The following is a 13,963-nucleotide window of genomic DNA, read 5'->3' on the forward strand; positions in this document are numbered from 1 at the left end:
GTGGCGCTCTTTTACAATACCGGCCCTGGCCGTGGCAGTAGCGTCCGCCCCGGAGGCAGCAACATGGCTGATTCGACCACGACCCCGAGGGGCAACCTCGTCTTGTTCCATTCCCCGAACTCGCGCTCGGCGGGCACGCGCATCCTGCTCGAGGAGCTGGGCGCGCCCCACGAGCTCCGCGTGCTGAACATGAAGGCCGGCGAGCAGCGGAAGGCCCCTTACCTCGCCGTGAACCCGCTCGGGAAGGTGCCCGCGATCCTGCACGACGGCGCGCTCGTCACCGAGCAGGTCGCGATCGTCATTTACCTCGCCGATCTGTTCCCGGAGGCCGGCCTGACCCCGGCCATCGGGGATCCGCTGCGCGGGCCGTACCTCCGGTGGATCGCGTACTACGGCTCGTGCTTCGAGCCGGCCATCGTCGATCGGGCGATGAAGCGCGATCCGGCCCCGGCCGCGACGTCTCCGTACGGAGATTTCGATACGATGTTCGGCGTGGTGGCGGAGGCGCTCCGGAAGGGGCCATATCTGCTCGGCGATCGATTCTCGGCGGCCGACGTCCTCTGGGGCAAGGCGCTGGAGTGGATGGTGAAGTTCAAGCTCGTGCCCGAGCTGCCGGAGGTGACGGACTACGTCGCGCGGGTGTGCAGCCGGCCGGCGTTCGCGCGGATCGCGGCGAAGGACGCAGAGCTCGCCGCGGCGCTCGAGGCCGCGGCCGCAGCGGAGGCGCGGGCGAGCTGATCGCCGCTCAGCACGCCGTCTGCTCCGGCTGCCCACCCAGCTGCTTCACCGCCCTCGATCCCGCCTCGATCCCGCGCCGCAGGCACTCCGCCTCGCGCGCGCCCAGGAGCTCCGCGGTGATGAACCCGGCCGCGAACGCATCGCCGGCCCCGGTCGTGTCCACCACCTCGACCTGAGGCGCCGGCTCGTCGAGGCGCACGCCCTGCCGTCCGCCCACCGCCGCGCCCCGCGCGCCACGCTTGATGATCACCCGCTCGAAATAGGCGCCCAGCGCGATCATCTGCGCTGTGAGGTCACCCGCGCCCGAGAGCGCCTCTGCCTCGTCGGCATTGGCGAGCAGCGTCGACATCCCTCGTGTCCACTCAAGGAAGCTCCCGACCCCCACCTCCCGGAGGAAGCCCACGGACGCGGCGTCGAGGGCGATCGGGACGCCGCGGCGCCGCGCCTCTTCGGCGAGCCGCAGCGCTGCCCGCCGAGGCCCTTCGGCAAAGAGCGAATACCCCGAGAGGAGCACCAGCCGCGTCTCGCCAAGGAGCCCCACCGGCATGTCCGAAGGCTCGAGCGCGAGGTTCGCCCCACGGTCGGTGAGGAAGCTCCGCTCCCCGTCGGCGTCGACGAGGACGACCAGCACGCCCGACGGACTCTGCGGGTCGGCCACGAGGATCGGGTCGACATGGAAGCTCCTGAAATAGGCTTCGAGATGCGTCTTGTCCCTGGCTCCGACCCGGGCGACGAACGACACCTTCGCTCCCATCGAGCCGAGCCACACCGCCTGGTTGGCCCCCGAGCCTCCGGGGCGGCTCTCGATCTTGGCGCGCCGGTCCGAGCCGCGCACCAGCGGCCCCTCGGGGCGGACGATCACGTCCGTCATCACGTCGCCGACCACGAGCACGCGGCCGGCCTCGCTCATGCCTTGGCCTTCGACTTTGATTTCGACTTCGCTTTCGACTTCGACTTGGCCCCGAGCTCGCTCATCGCCACCGCGATCTCCGCCGCCACCGCCGCGTTGTTCTCGACCAGCGCGATGTTCGCGATGAGGCTCTTGCCCTCGGTGAGCTCGAAGATGCGCTTCAAGAGGAACGGCGTCAGGTCCTTCCGGCTCACCCCCTCTGCCTCGGCGCACCGGATCGCCTCCTCGATCCGCGCCTCGATCGCCCTGGCGTCCATGGCATGGCTCTCGGGGATCGGGTTGGCCACCAGGACCCCGCCCATGCCGAGCTCGAACTGCAGCGCGATGACCCTGGCCGCTTCCTCGGCGCTCTCGATCCTGTGGTCCACCTTCTGCCCGCTCTGCCGCGCCCAGAAGGCCGGGAAATCCTCGGTCTTGTAACCCAGGACCGGAACGCCCTGGGTCTCCAGCGTCTCCAGCGTCTTGGGAATGTCGAGGATCGACTTGGCCCCCGCGCAGACCACCGCCACCTGCGTCTGACTCAGCTCCTCGAGGTCGGCGGAGATGTCGAAGGTCGTCTCCGCCCCGCGATGCACGCCGCCGATGCCCCCGGTGGCGAATACCTGGATACCGGCCCAGGCCGCCGCCATCATCGTGGTCGCCACGGTCGTCCCGGCCATCCCGCCCAGGACCAGGAGCGCCGCCACGTCGCGCCGCGAGGCCTTGGCCGCCTTGCCGCCTCCCCTGGCCAGCCGCTCGAGATCTTCCCCCTTCACGCCCACCTCGAGCTTGCCGTCCATGATGGCGATCGTCGCCGGCACGGCGCCGTTCCGGCGGATCACCGCCTCCACGCGCTGCACCATCTCGAGGTTCTGCGGATACGGCATGCCGTGCGTGATGATGGTCGACTCCAGCGCGACCACCGGCCGGCCGCCAGCGAGCGCCTTCCTGACCTCGGGAGAGATGGAGAGATGGTCCTTGACCGACACGCGGGGATCCTTCGGCTGCGAGGGTCTGGCGCCTATAGAGGCGCCGGGCGCGAGCGTCAAATTCTGCCCTGTTCAGGAGGTTTCAATCGATTTGTCGCCCTACGACCCGGTGGACTGGTACCGCCGCTCCCCGAAGCGCCAGATGCGCAGCGACACGAGCAGGAATGCTACCCCCACGAGCGGCGACGCCCAGCGCGCGGCCTCGGGCAGCGCGGGGACCGTGGGGCGATCGAGCAGCGCCCCCGCAGGGATATAGCTCACGAACGCGAGCGGCACGACGAACGTGAAGAAGCGCCGGAACCAGTCGCGGTACAGGGTCAGCGGGTACTGCGCCGCCTCCGTGCCGCCATAGGTCAACGCGTTCATGATCTCCAGCGACTCGATCGTCCAGAAGCACAGGGTGGCCTGGAGCACGAGGAGCCCGTAAAAGACGCAGGCGCCGCCCACGATCGCGCCGGCGAGCAGCGCCAGCCTGGCAGCTGTCCACCCCACGCTCAGCGCGCTCCCGGCCCACAGGAGCATCACGAGGCCTACGGCGAGCCGCCCCGCGCGCAGGAACTGGAACTCCCCTGTGGCGACCTGGAACGCCGTGGAGCGCGGGCGCAGCAGGAGCCTGTCGAAATCGCCCGACCTCACCATCGCGGAGAAGGTGTCGAACCCGCGGCCGAACGACTCGGCGAGCGCGAACGAGACGTTGACGAGGCCGAACAGAAGCGCCACCTCCGCGAAGCGCCACCCCCGGACCGCCCCGAACCGGTCGAACAGCGCCCACGCCCCGAGAAGCTCGATGCCCACCGTGATGAACTGCCCGACAGACCACATCACGAACGACGCGCGATACTGCATCTGCGCCCGCAGCGACGCGGCGGCGAGCCGCAGGTAAAGCCTCGTTGCGTCGAGCGACATCTCGCCTGCTCCTCCTCCGTCAACCGCCCTGCACCACGAGCCGGCGCAGGCCGCGCGCGACCATCGCCCTGCCGAGCGCCACGAACGCGGCGGTCCACAGCGCCTGATGCAGCAGCACGCCGGGGAGCGCGCCCGCGGGCAGGTGCCCGAGGTAGAGCCGGAACGGCGCGTCGACCATGCCGCGGAACGGCAGCGCGTCGAGCCACGGCAGCATCCACGGCGGAAACAGCGGCAGCGGCACGATCATGCCGGAGGCGACGAGCACGAGCGACGGCACGATCCGCGCAATCCCGTCGCCGGACGTCGTCCACAGCATCGTCGACGTCACCGCCGTCGCGAACGCGCCCACGAGCGCCGCCGCGCCGACCATCGCCGCCGCCCACGCGCCCGCGGCGGCCAGCGACGGCGGCAGCGCCATGCCGAGGAGCGGCACCGCGACCGCGAACATCGGGACCGCGCGCAGCAGCGTCGGCGCGACGCGCGCGGCGAGCGCGCGGGCGAGCCAGAGCGCGTGCAGATCGAGCGGGCGCGCCAGCTCGTAGCCCACCGCGCCGGTGCGGATCAGCTCGCGCACCTCGGGATCGGGGTTCGTGGAGAACGGCAGCAGCTGGAAGAACGCCTGTCCGAGCCACGTGTACGTGATGGCCTGCCCGAGCGCCATCGGCGGCGGCGCGCCCGACATGGCGTTCCCGTAGAACGCCTCGAGCACCATGACCTTGATGAACCCCCAGAACAGCTGCGTGCCGAACCCGGCCGCGGCCGCGGCGCGGTACTGCAGGAGCGCGCGGCAGCGCGCCCGAAACACGGCGGCACAGGCGGCAAGATTGCCCGCAAAGCCGGCGAACGGCGCGCTCACGGCGGCGCCCCCGCCTCGCCGCCCTCGCCGTAGAGCCGCGCCACGATCTCGTCGATGGGCGGGTTCTGCACCAGGAGGTCGCGCACCGGATAGCGGGCCGTGACGCGCCCGACCAGCTCCGCCGTCGAGATCGCGGCGGGGTCGAAGCGCAGCGTCACGCGGGCGCCCTCGCGGCGGATCACCTCGGCGCGCGGCTCGGCGATCTCCGCCGCGGGGTCCGCCAGGTCCACGATGAGCCAGCGCTCCGCGGTGACCTGCGCGCGCAGCGCCTCGAGCGAGCCGTCCGAGAGCACCCGCCCCCCGGCGATGAGGATGACCCGCGAGCAGAGGGCCTCGATGTCATCCATGTCGTGCGTCGTCAGGATCACCGTGACGCCGCGCTCGCGGTTGAGCCGCTGCACGAAGCGGCGCACAGCGAGCTTCGAGACGGCGTCGAGGCCTATCGTCGGCTCGTCGAGGAAGAGCAGGTCGGGCGCGTGGAGCAGCGCGGCCGCGAGATCGCACCGCATGCGCTGGCCGAGGCTGAGCTGCCGCACCGGCGTGTCGAGCAGCGGCCCGAGGTCGAGCATCGCGACGAGCTCGTCGCGCGCGCGGGCGTGCTCGGCCGCGCCCACGCGGTAGATGTCCCGGAGGAGCTCGAACGAGTCGATCACCGGCAGATCCCACAGGAGCTGGGTGCGCTGGCCGAACACGACGCCGAGCCGCCGCACGTGCTCGATGCGCTCGCGCCACGGGACGCGGCCGGCCACCTCGCATCGCCCCGAGTCCGGCACGAGGATGCCCGCCAGGATCTTGACCGTCGTCGACTTGCCGGCGCCGTTCGGCCCGATGTACCCGACGAGCTCGCCCCGCTCGAGCGAGAACGAGACGCCCGCGAGCGCGTCGACGGCGCGGTAGCGCGGGCGCACGAGCCCGGCGAGCGCTCCCAGGGCGCCCGGCCGGCGCTCGACCACCCGGTACGCCTTGCGCAAATCCTCGACGACGATCAGCGGCATGACGGCGGCCAGGGTCTCACGGGCGGCCGGGAGCATACTGGACCTGGGCCGAGCGGCCAGCGCCGCGAGCCCCGCGCCGCCTTCGCCGTGCGCAGCCGGCCTTCAATCCCGGATACAGACGATGTTTCCCGCGGAGGACTATCCGACGGCTCGGGCCGCGCCACTTGATCTCCCTGTTCGCGCAGGGCCCGCGGCCCAAGCTCACCACGAGCGCGCGCGGTCCGATTCCGCGATGGCCGCGCCGGCGTGCGCGGGTTACGGTAGCCGCCGCCTCGATGCCGCCCGATCACAGCGCGCCCCCTGGCGATCGATCCCTGTTCCCGTCGTTCGACGGCCCCGCCGGCTTCGACCGGATCCGCGCCGACCTCCCGGCCTTTCTCCCGGCGATCCGCGTCGTGTGCGAGCGCCACGGGCTCTCGTCGGGCGGGCTCTCCGCCTTCGCGCACGGGACCAACGTGGTCGTCTCGAACGACGCAGGCCAGATCATCAAGCTGTTCCCTCCCTTCCTCCGGCACCAGTTCGAGGCCGAGCGCCTCTCGCTGGGGCGCTTCCACGGGACCGTCCCCGTGGCCACGCCGGAGCTCCTCTGGCAAGGGGAGCTCGAAGGCTGGCCCTATCTCGTGATATCGCGCCTCCCGGGGCGCACGCTCGAAGAGGCCTGGCCCGCGATGAGCGGCGCGGAGCGCGCCGAGGCGCTCGCCCGCATCGGCGAGATCATGAGGGCCGCCCACGCGCTGCCCACCGCCGGACTGGAGAGCATCGATCTCGGCTGGGATGCGTTCCTGGAGCGCCAGATCGCCGGATGCGAGAGCCGGCACCGGCGGATGGGCTTGCCCGAGCGTCTCGCCTCGCAGATCCCGGCTTACCTCGAGTCTGCCCGCGCCCTCCTGCCGACCTCCGTGGTCCCGGTCCTGCTGACCGGCGAATACACCCCGCAGAACCTCCTCGTGACCCGAGCGGACGGGAGGTGGCGCGTCACCGGCATGATCGACTTCGCGGACGCGTGCCTCGGAGCACCCGAGTACGATCTCCTGGGCCCGTGCCTCTTCCTGGCAGCCGGCAGCGCGGACCTCCAGCGCGCCATCCTCGGCGCCTACGGATACCCGCCTGCCGACCTGGGCTCAGCGCTGCGCCGCAAGCTGATGGCCCTCGCGCTGCTGCACAGGTACAGCCACCTCAGGTTCCAGCTCAGGCTCGAAGGATGGGAGTCCCAGGTCTCCTCGCTCTCCGAGCTGGAACAGACGATCTGGCCGCTCTGAAGCAGGATCCGCCTGTCGCTGCCCGCGAGCTCGGCGGCTCGCGGTCGGCGCGCCCCGCCGCGATCACCTGGCCGCGAGCAGTGCCGTGACGTCCTCGCAGGTGTGCTCCTCGACGGCCCGGCAGTTCGTCACGTCACCCCACGGCAGGAACGCACACTCCTCGGTGTCGGCTTCGCACGCTGCTTCGAGGTCCGGAGAGACAACGAGATCGCAGATCTGATGTTGCGACAGCTCCCACACCGGCGTCGGCCCGCACTCCATCCCTTCGCGCCCGCAGTGCCTCTCGCGGGTCTGCACCAGCGCGGTGCCGTCGCCCAGCACGAAGATCAGCGATTCGGTCTCGTCGACGTACGGGCCAGGCGTGAGCAGCGAGCCGAGGACGCCCGTGCCGCCTCCGAGCACCAGCCTGGCCGCGCAGGGGAGCGTCTCTGGCGGGACCGCAGAGATGTGCACGACGACCCGCTCGCAGCTCAACTCGAAGCCGCAAGCGAAGAGATCCAGGGCCGGATCGGTCGCCTCGGCGCCGCCGCCCGACGTGGTGTCGGACGACTCCGGTCCGGGATCCGTGTCATCGCCCCTGTCCGGCTCCGCCTCGGTCTCGGCGCCGTCCGAGCCCTCGACGACGCGCGCGCAAGCGATGACGAAAGGAAGCTGCGCCGCTGCCAGCAGGAGCGCTCCCTGGATGATGCGATGTGCCTTCATGGTATTGCCCTTTCGACGAGTCTGAGGCGACTGTGCCAGGCATGGCACAAGCAAGCGGCGCGCCACACCGTCCTGGCATCGCGGCGGCGCCGTGGCGCTCCGCGGCTCCAGCAACCATCCGCAGGCCCACAGCGCCGGGGCGTCGACGTCGCAACCCGAAGCGCCGCGACATGGACGCGCCGCCTTCAGCTCTTGCCGACGACCCATGATGACACAAAATGGCCATCATGGGTCACTACTACGGCACACCATGACGCAACCCACGTGCCTCGAATGTCCGTTGGAGCGCCCGAACGCCCCCTCTTGCAATGGCGCTGTTCTCGAAGCAGTATCGCGGCGGAACGAGCCAGGCTGGCTATACCCCTCTCTTGGTCTATTTGTAACGAGCATTACTTATCCTTGTTCACTTCGAGGCAGCGTGGCTGATGCGGCAACTTGGCGTCTTGAATGTCGTTGCGGCGTCGCTCTCGACGGTTGCAGAGGCTCAGGGAAACATCGTTTACCAGAACAACGCCTTCTTCCCCATCGACGAGCGGAACTTCATAACCACTGTCACTCATCACCGCTGCGGTAAGCCAGGGGACGCGCGCGCCATGCAACAGCCACCTCGATGCATGACGGCATCCCCCCGCGCGCCGCGACGACGAAAACGGATGCCGACCCGAAAAATCGAGCCGATTGCATGATCAGATCAGCGCGCTGCGGGAATTCTCGCGGGCCACACCAGCGAGGTGCAACCTGGGTGACACCCAGCCAACTTGTGCAGAGAAGGCGTACGCCGCCTCCGAGCTTCATCTGTCGCGCCGTGGTGATCACCGGGATCGCCGCGGCGTGATCGCTCGGAGCAGCGCCTCGTGATCACCGGGATCACGGTCGCGATCGCGCGGATCGCCGCAGGGATTTGGACGATTGCATAGGAGCGCCCGGCCTCAGCGCCGGAGGTCACGGCCCGTGTCCAGCGCGGGCGCGTCGACGACGCCGGTCAGCCGCATCAACGAGGGAAACACCGTTATGAGTTACGCACGCATGGCCATCAGGAAGGGTCGAATCGGATCCTCGCTACTCTGCTTGCTGCTCCCCATGTCGCTCGCTTCGCTGGCCGCCTGCGGGTCGGATGGAGCGAAGGGGGATCCGGGGGATCCGGGCGCGCCCGGCGAGCCGGGGGATCCGGGCGCGCCCGGCGAGCCGGGGCCGCAGGGGCCGCCCGGCGAGACGCCGGTGTCGCCGGTCGACCCGGTGACGGGCTCCCTGGAGAAGTACGTTTCAACCGAGGGTGGAGCGGATCGCTTCGCCCTCGCCGTGGGCGGCAAGGTCGCTCCGCTGGTCGTCAGCGAGAGCGATTATGCGGGCGTGAACCGCGTCGTGGACGACCTCGCGGCGGACATCCAGCGGGTGACCGGCACCGCCGCCGCCGTCAGCCACGAGATCCCCGCGTCGGCGAAGGAAGTGGTCCTCGTCGGGACGGTGGGCAAGAGCGCGCTCATCGATCAGCTGGTGGATGCCGATAAGCTCGATGTCTCGGGCTTGACCGGGAAGTGGGAGACGTTCGTCACGCAGATCGTCGAGCAGCCGATCGAGGGCGTGGACCGAGCGCTCGTCATCGCCGGCAGCGACCAGCGCGGCACCATCTTCGGCGCGTACGACCTCTCCTCGCAGATCGGCGTATCGCCCCTGTACTGGTGGGACGACGTCCCGGCGCAGAAGAAGCAGGCGCTGTTCGTGCTCCCCGGGCAGCACACCCAGGGCGAGCCGAAGGTGAAGTACCGTGGGTTCTTCATCAACGACGAGAACCCCGCGACGGGCAACTGGGCGGCCAAGATGTTCGGGCCGGGCAAGGCGGATGGCTTCCCCGGAGGCCTCAACCACCTTTACTGGGAGAAGATCTTCGAGGTCGCGCTCCGCATGAAGGCGAACTACATCTGGCCGGCCGTCTGGGGCCGTGCGTTCGGCGAGGACGACCCGGAGAACCACGCGACGGCCACGCGGTACGGCGTCGTGATGGGGACCTCGCACGAGGCCCCGATGATGCAGGGTATCGAGGAGTGGAATCGCCACGTGGTCGCGGCGCAGAGGGATGCGGCAGGCACCATCACCAAGCCAGGGAACGATCCGTACGGCGGCACCGGCGAGTGGCGCTTCTCGGTGAACTCCGAGGCGCTGAAGAAGCACTGGACCAAGGGCATCCAGCGGATGGTCGACGAGAAGATCGAGGGCGTCGTCACGCTCGGCATGCGCGGCCCCGGCGACGTCAGCCTGCCCCCGGCGGACGGCATCCCGCTCATGCAGAATATCGTCGCGGCCCAGCGGAAGATCCTCGCGGACGTGACGGGGCAGGACGTGACGACCATCCCCCAGGTCTGGACGCTGTACAAGGAGATCCAGGGTTACTGGGACGCCGGCATCACCGTGCCGGACGACGTCACGGTGGTCTATTGCGACGACAACTGGTCCAACATGAAGCGCCTGCCGGAGCTCGGCACGGAGCGGGCCGGCGGCTTCGGCCTCTACTACCACTTCGATTACGTCGGCGGCGGCCGTAACTACAAGTGGGTCGACACGATCCTCCTGCCCAACGTCTGGGAGCAGCTCCACCTCGCCTACAACTACGGCGTGGATCGGCTCTGGGTCGTCAACGTCGGAGACTTCAAGAGCGAGGAGCAGCCGCTCCAGTTCTTCCTCGACTACGCGTGGAACCCGGATCGCTGGCCGGTCGAGCGCATCGGCGACTGGGAGCGGCGGTGGACCGAGCAGCAGTTCGGCTCCGAGCACGCGGACATCATCGCCGACATCCTGCACAGCTACTCGCTGCTGCAGTCGGATCGCAAGCCGGAGCTGACCAACCGGAAGATCACCGTCGATTACGATCTCATGGTCAGCACGCCCACGACCGATGTCCCGGATCCCGACACGGCCGCGATCACGTACGACGACGGCGCGAGCCCGTTCAGCCTCACGAACTACCGCGAGCTCGAGAGCGTCACGGAGGAGTGGGAGGCGCTGGCGTCGCAGGCGGAGTTCGTGGAGAGGCTCCTGCCGGAGGAGGCGCACGACGCCTACTTCCAGCTCGTGCTCTACCAGGTGAAGGCGACGGCGAACCTGTATGCGCTGCGCCTGGCAGGGTTCAAGAACAAGCTCTACGCGGCGCAGGGGCGCGCGGCCACGAACGACATGGCGGCCGTCGCGGAGGCGCGGCTCCAGGACGATCTGGCGCTCGCGTCCTACTACAACCACGATCTCGCCAGCGGGAAGTGGGAAGGGTTCCAGACGCAGCCGCACATCGGCTACGGCGCGCCGGGGAACCCGTCCTGGCAGCAGCCCGAGTACCAGTACAACAACATCCAGGAGTTCATCTGGCCCGAGCTCGTCTCGATCGATGTCCCCGCGGCGGCGGAGCTCGGCGTGGCGATCGACGGATCGAGCAACTTCTGGACGGGTGAAGGGGCAGGCGACGGGACCACGGCGAAAGCCGTCCTGCCGACGTTCAGCCGGTATCAGACGCAGCCCGAGCAGTACATCGAGGTGTTCAACCGCGGCAGCGCGCCGCTCGAGTACACGATCGACGTCGCTCTCCCGGTCGAGTGCCCCTCCGGCTGGGCCGCGAACACGCCTTGCCCGCCGTGGCTGAACGTCTATCCGAGCCACGGTATCGTCGACAAGGAGGTGCGCGCGACGGTGAGGGTGGACTGGGTCATGATCCCCACGAACCAGACGTTCCCGGTCGATGTCCCGATCACGGTCACGGGCTCGGACGGGAGCTCGGTGGAGGTCGTCGCCCGCGTCGAGGACCCGCGGCAGGTCGCGTGGAAGCCGAACCGCTTCATCGAGGCGAACGGCTATGTCTCGATGGAAGCGGACCACTTCAGCCGCGCGGTCAGCACGGATGACGTCGAGTGGAAGCTGCTTCCGGACATCGGGCGCACCGGGTCGGGCGTGACGCCGTTCCCTGTGACGGCCGAGGCCCAGGTGCCCGGCGGCGCGTCGCCTCGCCTCGAGTACGACATGCACCTCACGAGCAGCGGCCCGGTGAACGTGTATGTCTACGTGTCGCCCAGGAACAACTTCCAGAACTGGAAAGAAGGCCTGCAGTACGCGGTGTCGTTCGACGACGGCCCGGTCCAGAAGGTCAACACGAGCTACGCCGTCGAGCTCAACGGCAACGGCAACAAGATCTGGGAGCGGCACACCTCGGACAACGCCAACATCATGCGCACCAAGCACACGATCGCTGCGGCGGGTGACCACACGCTGAAGGTGTGGATGGTCCACCCGGGCGTGGTCGTCCAGAAGATCGTGGTGGACGCCGGTGGCGTGAAGGAGAGCCTCCTGGGCCCGCCCGAGAGCTACTGGATGGGCAAGGGGCCGGAGCAGCAGTAAACCATCGTCTGCAAGCAGTCCGAGGGCCCGCCGCGCACACGCTGTGCGGCGGGCCCTCGTCATTTCTGCGCCCTGGCGCCTATCGACAGCGGATCTTTCTACCGGCGGCGCCGCGATCGTGGACGCGCCCTCTTCGTGCGCGGTGATCGCGCGAATGGCCAATGGTAGGATCCTCGCCGGAGTCAGGGATGCTGCGACAGAAGCTGGGATGGATGGGTGTTGTGACGCTGCTTCCGGCGCTCGCCGCGTGCGGTGAGAGCTCAGGGGCCGGGGCGGCCGGCGGGGGTGGCGCCGCTCAGGCCGCGTCGACGGGCGCCGAGGCGTCCACGGGGAGCGGAGCGGGCGGCGCGAGCGGCAGCACGAGCGGCAGCGGAGCCGGCGCGGGTGGCACGTCCGCGAGCACCGGCGGCGCGGGCGCGGGCGGGAGCGGAGGCGACGGGACGCCGGGCGCGCCCCAGGGCTTCATCCTCGGCGCGGACATCTCCTGGGTGCAGGAGCGCGAGGCCGGAGGCAAGGTGTTCCGCGACATCGACCCGCGGACGGGTGAGCTCGTCGAGAAGGACATCCTCGAGATCCTGAAGGCGCACGGGTTCAACTGGATCCGCCTGCGCCTGTTCAATGACCCCACGGCGGTGTACGCCGACGCGGCCGTCGACGACGACCCCTACTCGCCAGAGGGCTTCTGCGATCTCGAGCACACGATCGAGATGGCGCGGCGCGTGAAGCGAGCGAACATGGGTTTCCTGCTCGACTTTCACTACAGCGACGTGTGGGCCGACCCCGACGATCAACACAAGCCCGTCGCCTGGACCGATCTCGAGGGCGACGCGCTGGCGAGCGCCATGCGCGAGTTCACGCGGGACGCGATCGAGCAGCTGAGCGCCGCCGGCGCGCGGCCGGACATGGTCCAGATCGGCAACGAGATCCCGCAGGGGCTGCTGTGGCCTGACGGCTTCGTCACCGGGCAGGCGTTCCAGGGGCTGGGCTCGCTCCTGAAGGCCGGGATCCAGGGCGTCAAGGACGCCGACGACACGATCACCGTCATGCTGCACCTCGACCGCTGCGACGACAACGCGGCGACGCGCTGGTGGGTCGACGGCGTGCGCGGGCAGGGCGTCAAGTTCGATGTGCTCGGCCAGTCCTGTTACACCGAGTACCAGGGGCCGCCCTCGGGGTGGAAGGCGAATTTCGATGATCTCGTGAAGCGCTATCCCGACCTGAAGTTCGTTGTGGCGGAGTACTCGTGGGAGAAGCGCGCGGCCAACGACCTGATGTTCAACCTCCCGGACAAGCGCGGGCTCGGCACCTTCATCTGGGAGCCGACCGAGTGGCACGAGCGCATCTTCTCGCCGAGCGGAGATATCATCGAGAGCATGATCGCGCCCTACGATCAGATGAAGGTCGACTACCAGGACTTCTAAAGCGAGCTCGTCCCGGACGACCGCGGCGTTCATCGCTGACCGCGGGTTCGTCCCGATGCTGATCCAGCTCGCGCGCAAGACCGGGCGCTCCGGGTACATCGGTGACGGCGAGAACCGGTGGCCCGCGGTGCACCGGCTCGACGCCGCGCGGCTGCTCGTCCTCGCGCTCGAGAAGGCGCCGGCCGGCGCGCGGCTCCACGCGGTCAGCAACGAGGGTGTTCCGGCCCGCGACATCGCCGGCGTGCTCGACCGCAAGCTCGGCCTGCCGGTCGAGTCGGTCCCCGAGGAGCACTTCGGCTCGTTCGGCGCGTTCTTCGCGCTCGACGCCCCGCGTCGAGCGCGCTCACGCAGGCGCGGTTCCGCTCGCCAGCGGGCCACCGTGCGCACGCTGAGCCCGAGCGCACGGCAGGCACGAGCTCCCGCAGGCCGTGGAGTGATGGCGGCGTCTTTCGATGCATGGGTTAAAGTCGTTGATATGGCATCGATTTTTCATGCGGGTGTGCCAGATCACAGCGACGAATGCGCTGCCGACCGGGGCAACGTCCCGCAGTTGGCGCTTGACGTTTCGGAAGGCTTTGGATTTCCTTCTCTCTGCGTTGGTTCATCGAGTTCTCGTCGTTAGGCCAGAGCGCGCCGCCGACCCCTCTCGCTCGGGAGGCGCCAGGGCTGGCATTGGGCGCCAGGAGGAGAGCGGGAGTCGACGGGGGCGCAGCGGGTGAGCGGCTCCCGGCAGGGGGGTCGCGAAGCGCTGTGGTTCCTTCAGCCATCAGGGGGAGCGCCGTTCTCGAGCACACGCAGAACCAGCCTCGGCCGATGAAAGCGAGCGGGACGCAA

11 protein-coding genes are annotated in these 13,963 nt (G+C 69.4%); 5 read left to right on the top strand and 6 right to left on the bottom strand.

Annotated elements, in window-relative coordinates; translation table 11 throughout:
• Positions 1 to 63 precede the first annotated feature (63 nt).
• Entirely contained in the window at positions 64 to 738 is a 675-nt protein-coding gene (locus POL72_RS14045; RefSeq protein WP_272095710.1) for a glutathione S-transferase family protein, read from the top strand.
• 7 nt (positions 739 to 745) lie between these two features.
• Here POL72_RS14045 and POL72_RS14050 read toward each other — a convergent pair whose 3' ends face one another.
• The 5 genes from POL72_RS14050 to POL72_RS14070 form a co-directional block, all read right to left on the bottom strand.
• Positions 746 to 1,648, bottom strand: a complete 903-nt coding sequence (locus tag POL72_RS14050; RefSeq protein WP_272095711.1) for a carbohydrate kinase family protein — start codon at positions 1,646 to 1,648, stop codon at positions 746 to 748.
• Positions 1,645 to 2,616 carry a pseudouridine-5'-phosphate glycosidase gene (locus POL72_RS14055; RefSeq protein ID WP_272095712.1) on the bottom strand — a complete coding sequence of 324 codons (972 nt, stop codon included), beginning with the start codon at positions 2,614 to 2,616 and terminating at the stop codon, positions 1,645 to 1,647. The genes POL72_RS14050 and POL72_RS14055 overlap by 4 nt, the downstream gene beginning before the upstream one ends.
• Positions 2,617 to 2,715: 99 nt before the next feature.
• Positions 2,716 to 3,522: an ABC transporter permease gene (locus tag POL72_RS14060; RefSeq protein WP_272095713.1), complete on the bottom strand. Its 807-nt coding sequence runs from the start codon at positions 3,520 to 3,522 to the stop codon at positions 2,716 to 2,718.
• Positions 3,523 to 3,541: 19 nt separating this feature from the next.
• Positions 3,542 to 4,378: an ABC transporter permease gene (locus POL72_RS14065; protein ID WP_272095714.1), complete on the bottom strand. Its 837-nt coding sequence runs from the start codon at positions 4,376 to 4,378 to the stop codon at positions 3,542 to 3,544.
• The gene (locus POL72_RS14070; RefSeq protein ID WP_272095715.1) at positions 4,375 to 5,409 is read right to left on the bottom strand and encodes an ABC transporter ATP-binding protein; all 1,035 of its coding nucleotides are present in this window, start codon (positions 5,407 to 5,409) and stop codon (positions 4,375 to 4,377) included. Before POL72_RS14070 ends, POL72_RS14065 begins: the two co-directional genes overlap by 4 nt.
• 239 nt (positions 5,410 to 5,648) lie before the next feature.
• Between POL72_RS14070 and POL72_RS14075 the strand changes: the two genes are divergently transcribed.
• Positions 5,649 to 6,632 (top strand): phosphotransferase family protein, encoded by a 984-nt coding sequence (locus POL72_RS14075; protein WP_272095716.1) that lies wholly within the window; start codon positions 5,649 to 5,651, stop codon positions 6,630 to 6,632.
• A 63-nt stretch (positions 6,633 to 6,695) separates the two neighbouring features.
• Here the strand turns inward: POL72_RS14075 and POL72_RS14080 are convergent, their stop codons facing one another.
• Positions 6,696 to 7,334 carry a hypothetical protein gene (locus POL72_RS14080; RefSeq protein WP_272095717.1) on the bottom strand — a complete coding sequence of 213 codons (639 nt, stop codon included), beginning with the start codon at positions 7,332 to 7,334 and terminating at the stop codon, positions 6,696 to 6,698.
• A 1,080-nt stretch (positions 7,335 to 8,414) separates the two neighbouring features.
• Between POL72_RS14080 and POL72_RS14085 the strand changes: the two genes are divergently transcribed.
• The 3 genes from POL72_RS14085 to POL72_RS52230 all read left to right on the top strand — a co-directional run bounded on the left by POL72_RS14085 (position 8,415) and on the right by POL72_RS52230 (position 13,751).
• Positions 8,415 to 11,708, top strand: a complete 3,294-nt coding sequence (locus tag POL72_RS14085; protein WP_272095718.1) for a glycosyl hydrolase 115 family protein — start codon at positions 8,415 to 8,417, stop codon at positions 11,706 to 11,708.
• A 188-nt stretch (positions 11,709 to 11,896) separates the two neighbouring features.
• Positions 11,897 to 13,129, top strand: coding sequence for a glycosyl hydrolase 53 family protein (locus POL72_RS14090; RefSeq protein WP_272095719.1), 1,233 nt, complete (start codon positions 11,897 to 11,899; stop codon positions 13,127 to 13,129).
• Positions 13,130 to 13,184: 55 nt separating this feature from the next.
• Positions 13,185 to 13,751, top strand: a complete 567-nt coding sequence (locus POL72_RS52230; protein WP_276596450.1) for a Rossmann-fold NAD(P)-binding domain-containing protein — start codon at positions 13,185 to 13,187, stop codon at positions 13,749 to 13,751.
• Positions 13,752 to 13,963: the final 212 nt, after the last annotated feature.

The organism is Sorangium aterium (assembly GCF_028368935.1).
GTDB lineage: Bacteria > Myxococcota_A > Polyangia > Polyangiales > Polyangiaceae > Sorangium > Sorangium atrum.